This is a genomic window from Xanthomonas protegens, from assembly GCF_038442435.1.
Taxonomy (GTDB): domain Bacteria; phylum Pseudomonadota; class Gammaproteobacteria; order Xanthomonadales; family Xanthomonadaceae; genus Xanthomonas_A; species Xanthomonas_A sontii.
Map to the genome: position 1 here is coordinate 453,619 of NZ_JAQJCQ010000001.1, position 17,602 is coordinate 471,220.

Genomic DNA, 17,602 nt, shown 5'->3' on the forward strand with positions numbered 1-17,602 from the left:
TCTAGCCGTCTTCCACGCAAGACGAAGACCGGATGGACCGCAAACTGCTCGACCTGCTGTGCTCGCCCGACACCCGCCAACCGCTGGCGCTGCTGGAGGCGCGCGGCCTGGAGGCATTGAACCGCGCCATCGCCGCCGGCGGCGTGCAGCGCGCCGATGGCAGTGCGCAGGCGCAACCGCTGCGCGAAGCCCTGATCACCCGCGACCGCAAGCAGGTGTTCCGCGTCGACGACGGCATTCCGGTGCTGCTGGCCGAAGAGGCCATCGGCACCGCCCAGCTCGCCGACTTCCCGGCCAAATGAGCCACGACACGGCGCCGCCGCAGGCGCCCGCCGCGGAGTTGATCGCCGCCGACGTGGCGCGTGCGCTGGCCGAGGACCTCGGCAGCGGCGACGTCACCGCCGCGCTGCTGCCCGACCGCGCCGACAGCGCCTACCTGCTGTGCAAGCAGGACGCCGTGATCGCCGGCCGCCCCTGGTTCGACGCCTGCCACCAGGCGCTGGATCCGCAGGTCCGCATCGATTGGCAGGTGGCCGAAGGCCAGCGCGTGGCCGCCGGCACCGTGCTGGCCCTGCTGCACGGGCGCAGCCGCGCCCTGGTCAGCGCCGAGCGCGCCTCGCTGAACTTCCTGCAGACCCTGTCGGCCACCGCCACCGCCACCGCCGCCTACGTGGCCGCGGTCGCCGGCACCGGCGCGCGCATCCTGGATACGCGCAAGACCCTGCCCGGCCTGCGCCTGGCGCAGAAGTACGCGGTGCGCTGCGGCGGCGGCAGCAATCACCGCATGGGCCTGTACGACACGGTGATGCTCAAGGAAAACCACATCCACGCCGCTGGCTCGCTGCCTGCGGCGGTGGCTGCCGCGCGCGCGCAGTGGCCGGCGCTGCCGCTGGTGGTCGAGGTGGAAACCCTGGAGCAACTGCGCGAAGCGCTGGAAGCCGGCTGCGATCGCATCCTGATCGACGACTTCACCGCAGAACAGCGCCGCGACGCGGTGGCGATCGCCGCGGCTGCGCCATTCAATCGCGCAATTCCGCTGGAAGTCTCCGGCGGTGTCGACCTGGACGCGGTGCGCGCGATCGCGCAGGACGGCGTCGACTGCATCTCCATCGGCGCCTTGACCAAGCACGTGCAGGCGGTGGATCTGTCGCTGAAACTCGGCACGCCGCCGCAGTAGCGGCCAGTCCGCGTGTAACTAGGCGACCGCGCGGCGAACCCACACGCGGCGAACGCGGATACATCCCATGCGTGCATGTCCGCACGCATGGCCCAGTCGCGACGTTGATCGTCTCCACCCCGTTGGGTGAGTCCCACCACCCCAAGGGCAATCGCGAAGCGCCTGATCCGCCCGGAACGCGCTAGCCAGCACGGCGCGATCTGCCTGGATCGCGCGGCACGCCCTACACTTCACGGCCTCGCCAATGCCGCTCTGCGACGCTGCGCGCTTCCCCGTCCCCACCGAGTTCGCCGATGTTCCGCCCCTGGTTCGCGCTGCTGTGTGTCGCCGCCCTGTTTCCCGCCGGCCGCGCCGCGGCCGCGGAAGTCTGCGATCTGCCGCCACGCTTCGGCCTGACCCCGGCGGCGGTGGCGATCGTGCGCACCGCCTGCAACGAGCACCGGCTGTGGTGGCGCCCGTTCATCGATCGCGACGGCCGCCTGGCCGGCCTGCGCGTCACCGAGGCCGAGCGCGCCGACCTTGCCGACGACGGCATCGAAGCCTGGCAGCGCGTGGCCGCCTACTGGCGCGACAGCGGAACGCTGGGCGCGATGGGCCGCTTCGACGGCGCGGAGAGCTGCCAGCAGCTGGACGGGTCGCGCTACCGCGAAAACGACTGCCGCGCCTTCATCGTCGACAACCCATGGTCGGCGGCCTTCGTGTCCTACGTGATGGTGCGCGCCGGTGTGGCCGGCTTCCACACCTCGATCCGGCATATCGACTACATCCGTGCCGCCTACCAGGCCGGTGCCGACGGCCTGCCCTATCGCTTCGCCGACCCGCGGCAGGAAAAGCCTGCCCCCGGCGACCTGCTGTGCTTCCTGCGCGGACGTCGGCAACCGGTCGGCACCGCCGGCCTGCGCGAGGCGCTGGCGCGCGGCCGCCCGCTGCCGTGGGAATCGCATTGCGACATCGTGGTCGCGGCCAATGTCGGCGGCGACCAGACCCTGTACCTGATCGGCGGCAACGTGTTCAACGCGGTGACCATGCGCAAGCTCAAGCTGGACCGCAGCGGGCGCCTGCAACTGGATGCGCCGCTGGCGCAGGACCAGAACGACGAAGGCGCCGCACTCGAATGCACGCCCGGCCACGAGGAACTGTGCGACTTCAATCGCCAGGACTGGTCGGCCCTGCTGAAGCTGCAACCGCAGGCGCAGGTGCTGCTGCCGACCGCCCCGACCGATCCCGCCGCCGCGCCGATGACGACGCCCGCCGCGCCCGCGGCCAGCGCGGCCCCCGGCACGCCCGCCGCCCCGCCGGCACCGCCCGCACCACCCACCGGCCCGAACACGCCGGCGGCGGTATCCCCCGTCCCCACCGCAGCACCAGCGCCGCCGCAACCCACCGCGCCCACCAGCAACCAGGCACCCAAGACCGAACCGCAGTCACAGCCACAGCGCTAAGGCGTTTCGTCCAATCACAACGCCAGGGCGCTTCTCACACCGGGATTCCGGTGGACGCACACCGCGCGTCATCAATGCATGCAGGTGCCTCGCTCAGGACCATGGCGGGGGCTTGGAGGCGTCCGTCAGCCGCGGCACCTCACCCCAAGACATCTACGAGCAGCGCGCGACACCGCCCAAGGGCGCAGCTCTTGCCAATCCCCAATCCCCAATCCCAAGCAAGGTTGCCCGCCCACCGGCGCCTCGCTACAGTGGCGCAATGCCCAGCCTGATCCTGTTGATGATCGCCGGCGCCGCGGTGTTCGCGTTCTGGAACGCCTCGCGTGCGGCCGCCGAACGCGCCGAAATCCTCGGCCGCAACGCCTGCAAGGCCGCCGACGTGCAGTGGCTGGACCAGAGCGTGCACGGCACCGGCCTGCGCGTACGGCGCCTGCCCAACGGCTGGCTCGGCTTCGAGCGCAGTTTCCGCTTCGACTATTCCTACGATGGCACCGACCGCCACAGCGGGCGCCTGGTACTGCTCGGCGATCAGCTGATCGCGTTCACCGGGCCGTCGGTCGCCAGCGTGAGCAGCCTGCAGGAAGCGCGCGCGCAGCGCGACTGAGCCGCGCGCGACGGCCGCGCACCGATGCCGATACCGATGGCGTGCGGCGTGTCGGGCGACAGCGAAGCTGAGTGCGCGGGCGATGCGCATGCCACCTGAAATGGACGGGCGAATGTAGCAGTGGCTTCAGCCGCCATGGGCGTTACCGGCAATGCCCGTCGCGGCTGAAGCCGCTCCTACGACAGAACAACGCGGTACGCGGCGCACGAACACCAAAAACGCCAACGCTTGGATGGGTGAAGCGCGGCCACCGAGGCCGCGCATCGGCTACTTAACCACGCGCAGGCGTGGTCGCTTGCCGGCGTCGTCGGAACCGCCCGGCCGCGGCGGTGGCGGGGTGTCGTCGCCCGGCGGCTCGCTGGCGCCGTGGATGTCGTCCGGAAGCGCCATGCCCTGCCCGGTTTCGCGTGCATAGACCGCCAGCACCGCGGACATCGGCACCTGCACCGGGTAGCTGACGCCACCGAAGCGGGCGGTGAAGCTGACCCCCTCGTTGTCGATCTGCAGCCGCACCACCGCACGCTCGGCGATGTTCAGCACCACCCGCCCATCCTTGACCGCGCTCGGCGGCACCTGGACGCCGGGCAGGCCCGCATCCACCAGGATGTGCGGCGTCATGCCGTTGTCGTTGATCCATTCCACCAGCGCCCGCAGCAGGTACGGGCGATGGCTGGTCATGCGGGAAGTGTCGTCGCTCATGCGCCCATTCTACGTGCCGGCGCGCAATGCCGGTACAGCTCGGAAGACAATGGAGACGGGGCGGCGGACAGCATCATGCCGGCAGGTCGCGCAGTTTCTTTTCCTGATCGGTCAGGCTGCGGATGAACCCCGGATTGCGGAAGATGCGGTTGCCGTAATCCTCGATCGCCTTGCCGTCCTTCGGCAGCGGGATATCCAGCGCCTGCAGGCGCCAGATGATCGGCGCCATCGCGCAGTCGGCCAGGCTCATCTCCGGATTGAGGAAGAACTTGCTGGCCTTGAACAACGGCACCGACGCGGTCAGCAGTTCCTTCAGGCGCTTGCGCCCCGCTTCGGCCTGGGCCTTGTTGCCGAGCTGGATCGCCTGCACCTGCGGTACCCAGTCGTGCTCGATGCGCAGCATCGCCAGGCGCAGCCGCGCGCGAGAGAGCGGGTCGACCGGCATCAGCGGCGGATGCGGATAGCGCTCGTCCAGGTACTCGCTGACCACCGAGGCGGCGTACAGCACCAGCTCGCGCTCGACCAGGGTCGGCACCGAGTGGTAGGGATTCAGGTCGATCAGGTCTTCCGGCGGATTCTGCGGATCCACCGCCACGAAATCGTAGGTCACGCCCTTGGCCGCGAGCACCAGGCGGACGCGGTGGCACAGGACATCATCCGTGGAGGAAAACAACGTCAAGGTATTTCGCATGCGCAAACTCGCCGCCATTCAAGGCTCTCCGACGGCCGGAATCCGCCGGCCGCATCGACGCCGCCCGCACATTGCGGACGGTCGTCACGGCCCCTGAGTGTGCAACCCTCGCTCACAAAAGCCAATAGGATGAACAGGGGATCGGATCAGCAACGGTGCAGCCGGGACGCGGCCGAAACGGCCGCCGCTCAATGCACGTCCTTCCAGTATTCCTTCTTCAGCAGATAGGCCAGGAAGGTCAGCAGCGCCAGGAACAGCACCACCCACACGCCCAGGCTCTGCCGCTTCAGCGCCGCCGGCTCGCCGGCGTATTCGAGGAAATTGCTGATGTCGCGCACCGTCTGGTCGAACTCGACCGGGCTCTGCTTGCCCGGCGTGGCCAGTTGCAGCCGCTCCACCGGCTTGTCCACGCCCGGCTGCTCGGCCTTGCCGTAGACCGGCTGTTGCAGGCCCTGCAGATCCCACAGCGGATTGGGCATGGAGGCGTTGGCGAACAGCTTGTTGTTCCAGCCCAACGGCCGCGACTGGTCGAGATAGAACGACTTGAGGTAGGTGTAGACCCAGTCGGTGCCGCGCACGCGGGCGATCAGGCTCAGGTCCGGCGGCGCCTTGCCGAACCACTTGGTCGCCGCATCGTGCGGCATCGCCGTCTCGATGTGTTCGCCGATCTTGGCGCCGGTGAAGTTGAGGTTGTGCATCACCTCGTCCTCGCTCAGGCCCAGATCCTCGGCCATGCGCTGGTAGCGCAGGTACTTCAGCGAATGGCAGCCGGAACAGTAGTTCATGAACAGCTTGGCGCCGCGCTGCAGCGAGGCGCGGTCGCCCAGGTCGTTGCCGGCCTGCAGGGTAGCGGCACCCTCGGCGGCCATGGCCGAGGCGGACAGCAGCAGCGCCGACGCGACGCCGGCGAGCACAGCGATCAGGCGCTTAGTCATGGCTGCTCACCCGCTCCGGCACCGGCTTGGTTCGATCCAGCGAGGTCCATATCGGCATCGTCAGGAAGAAGGCGAAATACAGCACGGTCAGCACGCGGCCGATGTAGGTCTCGATGATCTCGGTGCCCGGGCCGGAACCGATCACGCCGAGCCAGACGAAGCACACCGCAAGCATCCCCAGCATCACCCGCGAGATCCAGCCGCGGTAGCGGATCGACTTGACCTTGGCGCGATCCAGCCACGGCACCAGGAACAGGATCGCGATGGCCGAGAACATCACCAGCACGCCGCCGAGCTTGTTCGGCACCACCCGCAACATCGCGTAGTACGGGGTGTAGTACCAGACCGGCTTGATGTGCTCCGGCGTCACCAGGCGGTTGGCCTCGGTGAAGTTGTCGTGCTCCAGGAACAGGCCGCCGAAGCCGGGCGCGAAGAAGATGATGAAGGCGCCGATCATCAGCAGGAAACCGACGCCGACCAGATCCTTGACCGTGTAGTACGGATGGAACGGGATGCCGTCGGCCGGCTTGATCGGGCTCCAGCGATTGCCCTTGGGCCCCTTCTTGATGTCCACGCCGTCGGGATTGTTGGAACCGACCTCGTGCAGCGCGCCCAGGTGCAGCACCACCAGCAACAGCAGCACCAGCGGCAGGGCGATCACGTGCAGGGCGAAGAAGCGGTTGAGGGTGGCATCGGACGGCAGGTAGTCGCCCATGATCCACTCGGTCAGGCCGTTGCCGATCACCGGGATCGCGCCGAACAGCGAGATGATCACCTTGGCGCCCCAGAACGACATCTGCCCCCAGGGCAGCACGTAGCCCATGAAGGCTTCGGCCATCAGCACCAGGTAGATCAGCATGCCCAGGATCCACACCAGCTCGCGCGGCTTCTTGTAGCTGCCGTACATCAGCCCGCGGAACATGTGCAGGTACACCACGATGAAGAACAGCGAGGCGCCAGTGGAGTGCATGTAGCGGATCAGCCAGCCCCACTCGACGTCGCGCATGATGTACTCGACCGAGTTGAACGCCTCGGCCGCGCTGGTCTTGTAGTGCATCGTCAGGAAGATGCCGGTGACGATCTGGTTGACCAGCACCACCATCGCCAGCGAGCCGAAGTAGTACCAGAGGTTGAAGTTCTTCGGCGCGTAGTACTCGGTGACGTGCTTGCGGTAGAACGGCATCAGCCCGGGGGCGCGCTCGTTGACCCAGTCGAACACGTTGCCCGCGGTGCGGGTGAGGATGTTGTCGGCCATGACTTACGCCCCTCCCTTCGCGGACGCGCTCGGGTCCACGCCGATCACCAGCGTGTTGTCGTCCTGGTAGTGGTGCGGCGGCACCAGCAGGTTGATCGGCGCCGGCACGCCCTGGAACACGCGGCCGGACATGTCGAAGCGCGACTTGTGGCAGGGGCAGAAGTAGCCGCCCTTCCAGTCGGGGTCGTAGGGTTCGGGGCGGATCTCGGCGACCATTTCCGGCGAGCAGCCCAGATGGGTGCACAGACCGACCAGCACCGAGACGTCGGGCTTGATCGAGCGGTACTCCGGATTCTTCAGCACGTAGTCCGGCTGCTGGTCCTTGTTGGTGGACTCCGGATCCTTGAGCCGGCTGTCCAGCGACGGCAACGCATCGAGCATCGCCTTGGAGCGCTTGACGATCCAGATCGGCTGGCCGCGCCATTCCAGGATCAGGCGTTGGCCTTCCTGCAGCGCACTGATGTCGGCGGTGACCGGCGCGCCGGCCAGCTTGGCCTTTGCGCTCGGATTCCAGGACTTGATGAAAGGAACCGCGACGAACCCCGCACCGACCGCGCCCACGACGGACGTGGTGGCGGTGAGAAAGCGGCGGCGTCCTACATTTACAGAATCGTTGACCCCATCGTTGGCCATCCGGCACTCCGATCTGTGATTGGGTAGCGTGAGGCTGCCAGCAGCTCGGTGGGGGTCGAGCCGCACTGAATCCACTGCAGTGTAGCGGAACCCTTAACGCGCCGACAATGGACGCGCAACGCCTCCTGCCGGGCCGCGGCGATGGCTCAATGCGCGGTCGCCAGCACGCCGCGGTAGCGCTCGGCGAGCACGCCGACCCGTTGCACGTAGCGTTGGGTCTCGCTGTACGGCGGCACCCCGCCGTGTTTGTCTACCGCGCCTTCGCCGGCGTTGTAGCCGGCCGCGGCCAGGCTGAGATTGCCGTTGAAGCGCTTCAGCAGCCACGCCAGGTACTGCACGCCGCCGCGAATGTTTTGCGCTGCATCAAACGAATCGCTGACACCGAAGCGGCGTGCGGTCGGCGGCATCAACTGCATCAGCCCCTGCGCGCCGGCGCGGCTGAGCGCCGTCGGGTTGTAGGCGGACTCGGCGTGGATGATGGCGCGCACCACCGCTTCGTCGACGCCGTACTCGCGCGCGGCGGCGGCGATCTCGCTCTGGTAGGCGGTGGTGTTCAGGCGCACCGCACCGAAGTTGACCCCCGGGTTGGCGCAGGCGTAGCAGGTTTCCATGAAGCTGTAGCGGATCGTGCGCACCGCACCGAGATTGGCGACCTGGGTCGGACGCGCACTGGTGTAGTGGCGCACGCCGTCCTTCATGTACGAATACAGCTGGCCGCTGACCAGGCGCCGCGGTGCGCCGCTGCTGCCGGGCGGCACCGGCGCCACCCGGTTGGGCACGGCGTTGGCGGTCACCGGGGCCGGGGCGGCGACCGGCGCGCTGATCACGGTGGCGGGCGCCACGGTGCCGGCGGTGGCGATGACGCCGCGGCTGGGCGGCCGCTCGGTGCCGGCCTTGGCCGGCGCAGGCGCCGGGGCGGTCCGCGCGGCGCGGCGATCGGGGGTGTAGCGGCCGATCACGCTGCAGTTGGCGCCGGACACGCGCTTGCTGCCGTAGCTGGGCACGCCGTCGCTGCCGGTGCACTTGTACAGGGTGCCGGCGCTGGCCGGCGCAGCCGTCAACGTGGCGAGTCCCAGCCCCAGGAGCCACAGCATCCCCTTCATGGCGGCGAGTGTCCCAACTTCCCCGACGCTTGCCAAGTGCGCGCCACCCCAGGACGGCATGGCGACCTAGGCGGAGGCAGGTCCAGGCACCTGTTCCGCAGGCACGGGCGCCGGCACCTGTTCCAGCAACGCGTTCAGCACCGCGCGCAACGCCGTCCGCACCTCGGGCGTGGCCTCCAGGTCGGCGAACGGCACGCCGATGGTCAGCAACTGCGCCGCCAGCCACGGCACCGCATCGGCCAGCAGCGACAGCCGGCAATGGCCGTCGGCCTCGTCCTGCAGGGTGCCGCACCATAGCGGAATACGCGCCCCCAGCTCGGCGGCACTGCCGCGCAGCCGCACGCTGACGGCGTAGCCCAGCGCCTGCGGGCTGTAGCGGATCGCCGCGTCGACCATGGCCGCCGCGTCCTGCGGCGGCAGGCGCAACGCCACCGCCGCCCCAAGCTGCAAGGGCGGCACGATGCGCTCGGCGCGGAAGGTGCGCCAGTCGGCACGGTCGCGGTCCCAGGCCAGCAGGTACCAGCGGCGGCCGGCGTTGACCAGGCGCAAGGGTTCGACCAGGCGTTGGCTGGCGCGGCCGCCGTGGTCGCGGTAGGCGAAACCGAGCAGGCGCCGGTCCCGGCAGGCGCTGGCGACGCCGATCAGCACCCGCGTGTCCGGCCGCAGCGGGTCCTGGCCCAGCGCCAGTGTCGCGCCCTGCAAGGCCTCGGCGCGCTGGCGCACCCGCGCCGGCAGCAGCGGCTCGAGCTTGGCCAATACCCGCACCGCGGTGTCCTCCAGGCCGGCCATGCTGGCGCAGGCGGCGCGCAGCGCCACCGCGACCGCCACCGCCTCGTCCTCCTCGAACAGCAGCGGCAGCATCTGCGCGCCGGCGGCCAGCCGGTAACCGCCGCCCACCCCGGCCGCCGCCTCCACCGCATAGCCCAGCGCACGCAGCCGCTCCACGTCGCGGCGCAGGCTGCGCCGGTCCACGCCCAGCCGCGCGGCCAACTCGGCGCCGGACCACAGCCGGCGGGTCTGCAGCAGAGCGATCAGGCGCAGCAGGCGGGCGGCGGGCGAGGACATCGGGACACGCTATTGCGGACAGAATCTGTCCGCAATGGGGCCTAGGCTGTCCGTACCGATCCGCCAGGAGCCGCCCATGACCGCCGACCGCCACATCACCCTGTTCCACAATCCGCAATCGCGCTCGCGCGGCGTGCTGATCCTGCTCGAGGAGCTGGGCGCCGACTACGCCATCGAACGCATCGACTTCGATCGGCAGGCGCAACTGGCGCCGGCGTACCTGGCGATCAACCCGATGGGCAAGGTGCCGGCGATCGTGCACGCCGGCGCGGTGGTCACCGAGCAGGGCGCGATCTACCCCTACCTGGCCGACCTGTATCCCGAAGCCGGGCTGGCGCCACCGATCGGCGACCCGCTGCGCGGCCCCTATCTGCGCTGGCTGGCGTTCTACGGCGCCTGCTTCGAACCGGCGCTGGTCGACCGCGCGCTCAAGCGCGAACCGCCGCCGCGGGCGATGTCGCCCTATGCCGACTGCGACACCGTGCTGGCGGTGGTGGACGCGCAACTGGCGCGCGGCGACTACCTGCTCGGCGCGCGCTGCAGCGCCGCCGACGTGCTGTGGGGCAGCGCGCTGGGCTGGATGCTGCAGTTCGGCCTGCTCGATTCGCCGGCGCCGACCCGCGCCTACGCCGCGCGGATGGCCGAGCGGCCAGCGGTGCAGCGCGCGCTGGCGGTGGATGCCGCAGCGAGCTAAGAGTGGCTGACACAACGTCGCGCGCGGTCGCCAGGTGAGTACGGACGGCGCGGAGGAACCGCAGTGAACGTGTGGTACTGAGGACTCCGGGCACCGTCCGCGCCCGCCTGGCGGCTGCCCAGTGGTTTTGTCGGCCACGCTTAGACCTGCGCCCGCGCGCCGGCACGAGTAAACTAACCGGCTTCCTTTCCACCCGCCTGGATTAAGCGCCATGCCCGGGACCGTCCTGCATCCCCTGCCCTCCGCCGGCCCCGCCGCCGCACCCGCGCCGGTGCGCGGCAAGCTGTACATCAAGACCCACGGTTGCCAGATGAACGAGTACGACTCGGCCAAGATGGCCGACGTGCTCGCCGCATCCGAGGGCCTGGAGCTGACCGACAACCCCGAAGAAGCGGACGTGGTCCTGGTCAACACCTGCTCGATCCGCGAGAAGGCGCAGGAGAAGGTGTTCAGCCAGCTCGGCCGCTGGAAGGCGCTGAAGGCCGGCGGCAAGCCGGTGATCATCGGCGTCGGCGGCTGCGTGGCGTCGCAGGAAGGCGAGGCCATCGTCAAGCGCGCGCCCTACGTGGACCTGGTGTTCGGCCCACAGACCCTGCACCGGCTGCCGGAACTGATCCGCGCGCGGCGCGAATCGGGCAAGTCGCAGGTGGACATCAGCTTCCCCGAAGTCGAGAAGTTCGACCGCCTGCCGGAGCCGCGCGCCGAAGGCCCGTCGGCCTTCGTGTCGATCATGGAAGGCTGCTCCAAGTACTGCTCGTTCTGCGTGGTGCCCTACACCCGCGGCGAGGAGATCAGCCGGCCGTTCGAGGACGTGCTGGTGGAAGTGGCGCAACTGGCCGCGCAGGGCGTGCGCGAGATCAACCTGCTCGGCCAGAACGTCAACGCCTACCGCGGCCCCTACGCCGACGCCGAGGCCGGCGAGGAAGCGCAGCATGCCGACCTGGGCCTGCTGATCCGCAGCATCGCGCAGATCGAAGGCATCGGCCGCATCCGCTTCACCACCTCGCATCCGCTGGAGTTCAGCGACTCGCTGGTGGAGGCCTACCGCGACGTGCCGCAGTTGGCGAACTACCTGCACCTGCCGGTGCAGGCCGGCAGCGACCGCATCCTCAGCGCGATGAAGCGCGGCTACACCGCGCTGGAGTTCAAGCAGAAGATCCGCAAGCTGCGCGCGGTGCGGCCGGACATCTCGATCAGCTCGGACTTCATCGTCGGCTTCCCCGGCGAGACCGATGCCGACTTCGACAAGACCATGAAGCTGATCGAGGACGTGGGCTTCGACCAGAGCTTCTCCTTCATCTATTCGCGGCGCCCGGGCACGCCCGCCGCCGATCTGGAAGACGACATCCCCGAGGCGGTCAAGCATGCGCGGCTGGCGCGGCTGCAGGCGCACATCAACGCGCATGCGCAGCAGATCTCGCAGAGCATGATCGGCAGCGTGCAGACCGTGCTGGTGGAAGGGCCGTCGAAGAAGAACCCGGCCGAACTGACCGGCAAGACCGAGAACATGCGCTCGGTGAACTTCCCCGGCCATCCGCGCCTGATCGGCCAGTTCGTCGAGGTGACGATCACCGAGGCGCTGAGCAATTCGCTGCGCGGCCGCCTGCACCTGGCCGAGGACGACGCCGCGGCCTGAGCGGCGCCGGGCGCGCGCTAGTCGAGCGCGCTGAGGAAGCGCTCGCCGCGCGGACCGATCTGCACCACCCGCGAATCCGGCACGCGCCGGGCCAGGCCGGTGTCGAGGAGATACCGGAGCAAGGCACTGCCCAGCGCACCGGCCACATGATCGCGGCGCTCGCTCCAGTCCAGGCACGGCCGGCACACTGGCCGCCGCGACGCACGCAGCGCCGCCACGTCGATGCCGATCGCCGCGCACCAGGCGGCACCGGATGCGCTCAGGACCATGCCGTCGCTGCACAGCAGATGCCCACGCGCTTCCATCTGTTGGCGCCAGCGGATCGCCAATTCGCCGGCAAGGTGGTCGTAGCACACCCGCGCCCGGCGCAGGCCGGGATCCGCCGGGCCGACCCGCCGCGTCGGCGGCGGCGCCAGTCCCATCATCGCCTCGACTGCCGCGGCGACCTGCGCATCGGCCACGCGGAAATAGCGGTGCCGGCCTTGGCGCACCACGGCGAGCAGGCCGGCCTCGACCAGTTGCGTCAGATGCCGGCTGGCGGTGGACGGCGCCACCCCACCATCCAGGGCCAGTTCCGTGGCGGTGCGCGCCTGCCCGCCCATCAACGCCGCCAGCATGCGGCTGCGCGCGGCGTCGCCCAGCAGGAAGGCGACACGGGACAGCGGCGTGGCTTCGCTCATGCTTCGATTCTAGACGAAGCATGGCGCCACGCTGGCGCCTACCGTGCCTGCTCCCACACGAGGCAGGCACCATGACCGACACGCTCCACCACTACGCTTCGCAGCTGCACTGGACCGGCAACCGCGGCGGCGGCACCGCCGACTACGCCGGCTACGGCCGCGACTACACCCTGCAGGTTCCCGGCAAGCCGCGACTGCCCGGCAGCGCCGATCCCGCGTTCCGTGGCGACCCGGCGCTGCACAATCCGGAAGACCTGTTCGTCGGCGCCCTCGCCGCCTGCCACATGCTCACCTACCTGGCGCTGTGCGCACATGCCGGCATCCGGGTGTTGGCCTACGACGACCAGGCGCAGGGCTGGCTGGAGCTGCATCCCGGCCGGGGCGGACGCTTCCGCGAGGTGGCGCTGGCGCCGCGGGTGACCATTGCCGCGGACAGCGATGCGACCCGCGCGCACGCGCTGCACGCACAGGCGCACGCGCAGTGCTTCATCGCCAACAGCTGCGCGGTGGCGGTGCGCTGCGAGGCGACGGTCGTGCACGGCGAGGCGCCGGCGGAGGCGCTGCGATGAAGGATGTGGAGATCCATCTCGACGATCGCCCCGGCGCACTGGCGGCGATGGCCCAGGCACTGGGCGCGGCCGGCATCAGCATCGAAGGCGGCGGCGCATGGCGCGTGGAGGGCCATGCGGTCGCGCACTTCCTGTTCGATGCTGCCGCGCCGGTGCGCGACGCGCTGCAGGCGCACGGTATCCGCGTCGCCGCCGAGCGCCCCGCGGTGCTGCTGCGCCTGGACCAGCAAACGCCGGGACAACTCGGCCTGCTGACTGGCCTATTGGGCGCCGCCGGCATCGACATCGCCGTGCAGTACAGCGATCACCACGGTCAGCTGGTGCTGGTGGTGGACGATCTTGCCGGCGCACGGGCGATCGCGGACGCGTGGATGCAGGAACGCGCCGCACGCCGCGACGGTGCGCAGCGATAAGGCCCGCCGCGACCTTCCGAACCGCACGCGCGCCGCGGCCACGCGCGAGGCGCCGGCCGGATCGCTGCGGTTTTTTTCGCCACCACAGGGCAGCGCCTTGCGTGGCAAGGCGTTCGCACGGTTGTCCACAGGCTTTTGGACAATCGATCCACATCCGTTGTGGACAACGTTGCCATCGCCGCGTCGTGCGGGTCGCGGCGGCACTCACAGGCCCGCAGGGCGCAGTCGATCGCGTCGGCGTGCACGCGCCGACGCCGTCGCCGCGCGCCCTTCACTGGCCCGGCTACGCGCTGCGCGCTACCCTTTGCGCCCCTTGTTTTCGACGCTGCCGCTGGCGGCGTGCGCCCGCCATGACCACCCCTGCGCAACGCGACTTCACCCTGGATCCCGCCGACACCGAGCGCCTGGCCAACCTGGCCGGTCCGTTCGATGCGCACCTGCGGCAGATCGAACTGCGCCTGGGCGTGGAGATCTCCAACCGTGGCAACGTGTACCGGGTGACCGGGCCGGAGCAGGCGGTGGCCGCGGCGGAGCGGCTGCTGCAGGCGCTGTACGCCGAGGCCGACCACGTCGTCTTCGACGACCAGGAAATCCACCTGCGGCTCAACCAGTCCAATGTCGACCAGGTGGCGCAGCGCGCCTACCAACCGCAGGAGGTGGCGATCAAGGTCAAGCGTGGCACGGTGCGCGGCCGCGGCGCCAACCAGGCAAAGTACCTGCACCAGATCGCCACCCACGACATCAACTTCGGCATCGGCCCGGCCGGCACCGGCAAGACCTTCCTGGCCGTGGCCAGCGCGGTGGAAGCGCTGAACGAATCGCGGGTGCAGCGGCTGATCCTGGTGCGCCCGGCGGTGGAGGCCGGCGAGAAGCTCGGCTTTCTGCCCGGCGACCTCAGCCAGAAGGTCGACCCCTACCTGCGCCCGCTGTACGACGCGCTGTACGAGATGCTGGGCGTGGAGAAGGTGGTCAAGCTGCTGGAGAAGAACGTCATCGAGATCGCGCCGCTGGCGTACATGCGCGGACGCACCCTCAACGACGCCTACGTGATCCTGGACGAAGCGCAGAACACCACCATCGAACAGATGAAGATGTTCCTGACCCGCCTCGGCTTCGGCAGCACCGCCGTGGTCACCGGCGACCTGACCCAGATCGACCTGCCCAAGCACGTCAAGTCCGGCCTACGCGATGCCATCGAGGTGCTGCACGAGGTGGACGGGGTCAGCTTCACCTTCTTCGAGGCGCGCGACGTGGTCCGGCATCCGCTGGTGGCGCGCATCGTCAACGCCTACGAGAAGCGCGACGTCGTCGACCGCGCCAGCGGCCCGTCGTCGTGATCCGCACCTGGCCGGCGCTGCTGGGAACGCTGCTCGGCGTGGCCGGCAGTGCCGGCGGCCACACGCCCGAGCGGACGCCAGCGCAGGACCCGGCGCCGCAACGCGTCGCCCTGGCGCAATCGCTGACCGCGCCGTGCGTGTCGATCCTGCAGGACAGCGCCGTCATCGGCCTGCCGCGCGATGTGCTCGAGCGCGCCGCGGCGATCGCCCGCACTTCGCCGACTGCGCCGCGCGGCAACGAAGCGCAACGCCTGGCCTGGATCGCCGGCACCCGGGCGCAGGCGCTGCTCGATGCGGCCGAAGCCACCGGCGCGACGCGCGACCGCTTCGGCTGCAACGCGCTGGCCTACGCAAAGGTGCCGGCGGACAGCCTCTACCTCGTAGGCCAACTGCTCGAACACGGCCAGGCCGCGGTGTGGCTGCCCGCGTCGGGGCGCTTCGCCGCAGCGGTAGAAATTCGACGCGACAATCCGCAGTGCCAGCGAGGCCCGATGGGCAGCCTGGCCTACCGCATCGACGACGAAAAACCCCCGCTGCTGTTCCTGGTCGCATGCGTGACTTGAACCTGCCTTAGCGCACCTGCCGCGGCAGGGCAAGGCGTGCGACGGCCGCAACTCCGCCGCGGACGCCGGCATCGATCGCACCACAGGCAACGCCGCTGTGATCGAGATCGCCTACGACGCCGGCGACTGGGCGTCGCCCTGAGCGTGCGTTAGCGCGATACTGTGGCCCCCACCGCTGCACCCGGCCGTTCCGCCATGACCAAAGGTCCCGTCCGCCTCGATGTCGGCGTCAGCTACGCCCTGCCCCGCGCCGGGCTGCCGGCGGCGCCGAGCTTCCGCAAGTGGGTCGCCGCGGCACTGAAGGGCCGCATCCGCGAGGCCGATCTGGCGATCCGCCTGGTCGACGACCGCGAAGGCCGCGCCCTCAACCTGCACTACCGCGGCAAGGACTACGCCACCAACGTGCTCAGCTTCCCGGCCGAATTGCCGGAGGGGCTGCCGAAGGGCGTGAAGCTGCCGCTGCTCGGCGACCTGGTGATCTGCGCACCGGTGGTGGCGCGCGAAGCCGCCGAACAGGACAAGCCGCTCAGCGCGCACTACGCGCACCTGACCGTGCACGGCGTGCTGCACCTGCTCGGCTGGGACCACGAGGACGACAAGGAAGCCGAGGCGATGGAGCAACTGGAGCGCGAGATCCTGGCCGACCTCGGCGTGTCCGACCCCTACGCCGGCGAACGTTGATCCGGCGCCGCGGACGCGGCACGCTGGCGGCATTCCGCAGGAGATCGCCACGCATGGATGCCACCACCGCCCCGCAATCCCGACAGACACGCGCAGCCCAGCACTGGCAAGGCCTCGCGGCCCTGGTCTGGGCGATCGGCCTGTGCTGCCACGTCTACCTAGGCCTGATCCGGCCAGCGCCCGCGTTCGGCGGCAGCGGCGGCCTGCCCACGTCCACCCAGGCGGCATTGGGCCTGTTGACCCTGTTGGTGCTGGCGACCACGCCCAGCGCCTGGCGCTGGCTCTACCGGCGCCGGCACCGCACAGTCGCCGCACCAGTCCGCATCCCGGTGCGCGCCGGACGCGTGGCTCTGCTGTGCCCCCTGGCATTCGCGGCCTGGCTGTGCCTGTCCGGCCTGCGCCGGCACGTCGATGCGAACAACACACTGCTTGCGCTGTCCCTGCTGTTTCTGGCCGCCGGGTTGCTGACCCTGCCCAACGCCTGGCATTGGCTGCGGCAGGCGCGGCGCTCCACCAACGTATCCGAACCGAATTCCTCGGCCAGGTAATCGGGCTCGTCCGTCCTGCCTTCGCCAATACCAGCCGCACGCTGCCCATCTGGAGTGGACAAAAGCGCCGTTGCGACGCCGCGGCAACACCCTCGCAAAGGCGCGACCACAGCAGCGTCCCGACCCCGTGTCGTCCCGCGCTGGTCAAGCGCGGGCACCGGCGGTAACGTGGCCGCGCGGCGATCGCCGCAGCCCCGTTCTGCTTCGAGGTTCCGTGCGTTGATCCGTCCCTCGCTCGTCCTACTCGCGCTCGCCTGCGTCGTCCCCGCGGCGCTCGCCGCACCTGCTGCGCCTTCCGCCGCTGCTGCGACTGATCCGGCCATCGACCTGCCGGCCCTGCTGGAATGCCGCCAGCACGTGGCCGACTTCACCGCGCTGGCGCCGCTGCTGGCCGATCCGCTGAAGGCGGTCGCGCACGGCTGGCGACCGCTGCCGCAGTCCAACCTGTTCATGACCGAGTACGCGCTGACCCGGCCGATCCAGGTGTTCGGCTACAGCAGCGAGCGCATCGCCTTCTCCGGCGCCAGCGTGATGGCGATCCTGGACCTGCCCGACCCGCGGCCGCTGGCCAAGCGCCTGAATCTGGAAGCGGCGGTGGACACCCCGGAGAAGGCCATGTTCGGCCGCGAAGTGCTCAGCCGCGACGTGCACGATCCCAAGACCGGCGAGCCGATGATCGAGTCGATCATCCTCAGCGTGTCCACGGTGAAATCGCACCCCGGCAAGACCCTGGCCGGCTGCAGCTACAGCCTGGACCTGCCCGAGGAGCCGGGCGCGGCACCGGCACCGGACGCGCTGCACACGCCGGCCAAGGGCGGCTGAACCCGCGCCGGGGGGCCGAACGGTACCGGCCGCCGACGTCGCGATGCTGTCGCGA

At 69.9% G+C, this 17,602-nt stretch carries 21 protein-coding genes and 1 other RNA gene; 13 read left to right on the top strand and 9 right to left on the bottom strand.

The genetic code is table 11. From position 1 onward, the window contains the following. Window positions 1-32 precede the first annotated feature (32 nt). The 4 genes from PIQ37_RS01950 (at window position 33) to PIQ37_RS01965 (ending at window position 3,223) form a co-directional block, all read left to right on the top strand. The gene (locus PIQ37_RS01950) at window positions 33-302 is read left to right on the top strand and encodes a Trm112 family protein (RefSeq protein WP_010342118.1); all 270 of its coding nucleotides are present in this window, start codon (window positions 33-35) and stop codon (window positions 300-302) included. After that, window positions 299-1,177: a carboxylating nicotinate-nucleotide diphosphorylase gene (nadC, locus tag PIQ37_RS01955; RefSeq protein WP_342072146.1), complete on the top strand. Its 879-nt coding sequence runs from the start codon at window positions 299-301 to the stop codon at window positions 1,175-1,177. The genes PIQ37_RS01950 and nadC overlap by 4 nt, the downstream gene beginning before the upstream one ends. A 293-nt stretch (window positions 1,178-1,470) precedes the next feature. Continuing rightward, entirely contained in the window at window positions 1,471-2,619 is a 1,149-nt protein-coding gene (locus PIQ37_RS01960; RefSeq protein WP_342072147.1) for a DUF2272 domain-containing protein, read from the top strand. Between the two features lie 259 nt (window positions 2,620-2,878). After that, window positions 2,879-3,223 (top strand): DUF3301 domain-containing protein, encoded by a 345-nt coding sequence (locus PIQ37_RS01965; protein WP_342072148.1) that lies wholly within the window; start codon window positions 2,879-2,881, stop codon window positions 3,221-3,223. A 267-nt stretch (window positions 3,224-3,490) separates the two neighbouring features. Here PIQ37_RS01965 and PIQ37_RS01970 read toward each other — a convergent pair whose 3' ends face one another. The 7 genes from PIQ37_RS01970 to PIQ37_RS02000 all read right to left on the bottom strand — a co-directional run bounded on the left by PIQ37_RS01970 (window position 3,491) and on the right by PIQ37_RS02000 (window position 9,604). Next, on the bottom strand, window positions 3,491-3,922 hold the full coding sequence (locus PIQ37_RS01970) for a ClpXP protease specificity-enhancing factor (protein ID WP_152236429.1): 432 nt from the start codon (window positions 3,920-3,922) through the stop codon (window positions 3,491-3,493). 73 nt (window positions 3,923-3,995) lie between these two features. Then, window positions 3,996-4,631 (bottom strand): glutathione S-transferase N-terminal domain-containing protein, encoded by a 636-nt coding sequence (locus PIQ37_RS01975; protein WP_010342124.1) that lies wholly within the window; start codon window positions 4,629-4,631, stop codon window positions 3,996-3,998. A gap of 170 nt (window positions 4,632-4,801) precedes the next feature. Then, window positions 4,802-5,548 carry a cytochrome c1 gene (locus tag PIQ37_RS01980; protein ID WP_317845003.1) on the bottom strand — a complete coding sequence of 249 codons (747 nt, stop codon included), beginning with the start codon at window positions 5,546-5,548 and terminating at the stop codon, window positions 4,802-4,804. Further along, window positions 5,541-6,803 (bottom strand): cytochrome b, encoded by a 1,263-nt coding sequence (locus PIQ37_RS01985; RefSeq protein WP_342072149.1) that lies wholly within the window; start codon window positions 6,801-6,803, stop codon window positions 5,541-5,543. Before PIQ37_RS01985 ends, PIQ37_RS01980 begins: the two co-directional genes overlap by 8 nt. A gap of 3 nt (window positions 6,804-6,806) precedes the next feature. Then, complete coding sequence (gene petA, locus PIQ37_RS01990) at window positions 6,807-7,436, bottom strand: ubiquinol-cytochrome c reductase iron-sulfur subunit (RefSeq protein ID WP_026143542.1); 630 nt, start codon at window positions 7,434-7,436, stop codon at window positions 6,807-6,809. A gap of 146 nt (window positions 7,437-7,582) precedes the next feature. Further along, complete coding sequence (locus tag PIQ37_RS01995) at window positions 7,583-8,539, bottom strand: lytic transglycosylase domain-containing protein (RefSeq protein ID WP_342072150.1); 957 nt, start codon at window positions 8,537-8,539, stop codon at window positions 7,583-7,585. Window positions 8,540-8,605: 66 nt separating this feature from the next. Continuing rightward, entirely contained in the window at window positions 8,606-9,604 is a 999-nt protein-coding gene (locus tag PIQ37_RS02000) for a helix-turn-helix transcriptional regulator (protein WP_342072151.1), read from the bottom strand. A 76-nt stretch (window positions 9,605-9,680) separates the two neighbouring features. Between PIQ37_RS02000 and PIQ37_RS02005 the strand changes: the two genes are divergently transcribed. Further along, window positions 9,681-10,298 carry a glutathione S-transferase family protein gene (locus PIQ37_RS02005; RefSeq protein WP_342072152.1) on the top strand — a complete coding sequence of 206 codons (618 nt, stop codon included), beginning with the start codon at window positions 9,681-9,683 and terminating at the stop codon, window positions 10,296-10,298. Between the two features lie 4 nt (window positions 10,299-10,302). Here the strand turns inward: PIQ37_RS02005 and PIQ37_RS02010 are convergent. Continuing rightward, window positions 10,303-10,377: non-coding RNA, sX9 sRNA (locus PIQ37_RS02010), on the bottom strand. A 132-nt stretch (window positions 10,378-10,509) separates the two neighbouring features. Between PIQ37_RS02010 and miaB the strand changes: the two genes are divergently transcribed. After that, window positions 10,510-11,934 carry a tRNA (N6-isopentenyl adenosine(37)-C2)-methylthiotransferase MiaB gene (miaB, locus tag PIQ37_RS02015; RefSeq protein WP_342072153.1) on the top strand — a complete coding sequence of 475 codons (1,425 nt, stop codon included), beginning with the start codon at window positions 10,510-10,512 and terminating at the stop codon, window positions 11,932-11,934. Window positions 11,935-11,951: 17 nt separating this feature from the next. Here the strand turns inward: miaB and PIQ37_RS02020 are convergent, their stop codons facing one another. Next, the gene (locus tag PIQ37_RS02020) at window positions 11,952-12,614 is read right to left on the bottom strand and encodes an ArsR/SmtB family transcription factor (protein ID WP_342072154.1); all 663 of its coding nucleotides are present in this window, start codon (window positions 12,612-12,614) and stop codon (window positions 11,952-11,954) included. Window positions 12,615-12,685: 71 nt separating this feature from the next. Here PIQ37_RS02020 and PIQ37_RS02025 point away from each other — a divergent pair, with 71 nt between their 5' ends. From PIQ37_RS02025 to PIQ37_RS02055, 7 genes are all read left to right on the top strand, one after another. Further along, on the top strand, window positions 12,686-13,183 hold the full coding sequence (locus tag PIQ37_RS02025) for an OsmC family protein (protein ID WP_342072155.1): 498 nt from the start codon (window positions 12,686-12,688) through the stop codon (window positions 13,181-13,183). Beyond that, window positions 13,180-13,596, top strand: coding sequence for an ACT domain-containing protein (locus tag PIQ37_RS02030; protein ID WP_242160833.1), 417 nt, complete (start codon window positions 13,180-13,182; stop codon window positions 13,594-13,596). Before PIQ37_RS02025 ends, PIQ37_RS02030 begins: the two co-directional genes overlap by 4 nt. A 350-nt stretch (window positions 13,597-13,946) precedes the next feature. Beyond that, window positions 13,947-14,933, top strand: coding sequence for a PhoH family protein (locus PIQ37_RS02035; RefSeq protein ID WP_342072156.1), 987 nt, complete (start codon window positions 13,947-13,949; stop codon window positions 14,931-14,933). Beyond that, entirely contained in the window at window positions 14,930-15,496 is a 567-nt protein-coding gene (locus PIQ37_RS02040) for a hypothetical protein (protein ID WP_342072157.1), read from the top strand. The genes PIQ37_RS02035 and PIQ37_RS02040 overlap by 4 nt, the downstream gene beginning before the upstream one ends. A gap of 195 nt (window positions 15,497-15,691) precedes the next feature. Beyond that, window positions 15,692-16,177: an rRNA maturation RNase YbeY gene (gene ybeY, locus PIQ37_RS02045; RefSeq protein WP_342072158.1), complete on the top strand. Its 486-nt coding sequence runs from the start codon at window positions 15,692-15,694 to the stop codon at window positions 16,175-16,177. 53 nt (window positions 16,178-16,230) lie between these two features. Beyond that, entirely contained in the window at window positions 16,231-16,725 is a 495-nt protein-coding gene (locus PIQ37_RS02050; protein ID WP_342072159.1) for a hypothetical protein, read from the top strand. Between the two features lie 219 nt (window positions 16,726-16,944). Beyond that, window positions 16,945-17,547: a hypothetical protein gene (locus PIQ37_RS02055; RefSeq protein WP_342072160.1), complete on the top strand. Its 603-nt coding sequence runs from the start codon at window positions 16,945-16,947 to the stop codon at window positions 17,545-17,547. The last annotated feature ends 55 nt before the right edge of the window (window positions 17,548-17,602 follow it).

Excerpts from the sequence above, each read along its gene's own strand:
- PIQ37_RS01950 (WP_010342118.1), top strand. The coding sequence starts at position 33 with ATGGACCGCAAACTGCTCGACCTGCTGTGCTCGCCCGACACCCGCCAA.
- nadC (WP_342072146.1), top strand. The coding sequence starts at position 299 with ATGAGCCACGACACGGCGCCGCCGCAGGCGCCCGCCGCGGAGTTGATC.
- PIQ37_RS01960 (WP_342072147.1), top strand. The coding sequence starts at position 1,471 with ATGTTCCGCCCCTGGTTCGCGCTGCTGTGTGTCGCCGCCCTGTTTCCC.
- PIQ37_RS01965 (WP_342072148.1), top strand. The coding sequence starts at position 2,879 with ATGCCCAGCCTGATCCTGTTGATGATCGCCGGCGCCGCGGTGTTCGCG.
- PIQ37_RS01970 (WP_152236429.1), bottom strand. The coding sequence starts at position 3,922 with ATGAGCGACGACACTTCCCGCATGACCAGCCATCGCCCGTACCTGCTG.
- PIQ37_RS01975 (WP_010342124.1), bottom strand. The coding sequence starts at position 4,631 with ATGGCGGCGAGTTTGCGCATGCGAAATACCTTGACGTTGTTTTCCTCC.
- PIQ37_RS01980 (WP_317845003.1), bottom strand. The coding sequence starts at position 5,548 with ATGACTAAGCGCCTGATCGCTGTGCTCGCCGGCGTCGCGTCGGCGCTG.
- PIQ37_RS01985 (WP_342072149.1), bottom strand. The coding sequence starts at position 6,803 with ATGGCCGACAACATCCTCACCCGCACCGCGGGCAACGTGTTCGACTGG.
- petA (WP_026143542.1), bottom strand. The coding sequence starts at position 7,436 with ATGGCCAACGATGGGGTCAACGATTCTGTAAATGTAGGACGCCGCCGC.
- PIQ37_RS01995 (WP_342072150.1), bottom strand. The coding sequence starts at position 8,539 with ATGAAGGGGATGCTGTGGCTCCTGGGGCTGGGACTCGCCACGTTGACG.
- PIQ37_RS02000 (WP_342072151.1), bottom strand. The coding sequence starts at position 9,604 with ATGTCCTCGCCCGCCGCCCGCCTGCTGCGCCTGATCGCTCTGCTGCAG.
- PIQ37_RS02005 (WP_342072152.1), top strand. The coding sequence starts at position 9,681 with ATGACCGCCGACCGCCACATCACCCTGTTCCACAATCCGCAATCGCGC.
- miaB (WP_342072153.1), top strand. The coding sequence starts at position 10,510 with ATGCCCGGGACCGTCCTGCATCCCCTGCCCTCCGCCGGCCCCGCCGCC.
- PIQ37_RS02020 (WP_342072154.1), bottom strand. The coding sequence starts at position 12,614 with ATGAGCGAAGCCACGCCGCTGTCCCGTGTCGCCTTCCTGCTGGGCGAC.
- PIQ37_RS02025 (WP_342072155.1), top strand. The coding sequence starts at position 12,686 with ATGACCGACACGCTCCACCACTACGCTTCGCAGCTGCACTGGACCGGC.
- PIQ37_RS02030 (WP_242160833.1), top strand. The coding sequence starts at position 13,180 with ATGAAGGATGTGGAGATCCATCTCGACGATCGCCCCGGCGCACTGGCG.
- PIQ37_RS02035 (WP_342072156.1), top strand. The coding sequence starts at position 13,947 with ATGACCACCCCTGCGCAACGCGACTTCACCCTGGATCCCGCCGACACC.
- ybeY (WP_342072158.1), top strand. The coding sequence starts at position 15,692 with ATGACCAAAGGTCCCGTCCGCCTCGATGTCGGCGTCAGCTACGCCCTG.
- PIQ37_RS02050 (WP_342072159.1), top strand. The coding sequence starts at position 16,231 with ATGGATGCCACCACCGCCCCGCAATCCCGACAGACACGCGCAGCCCAG.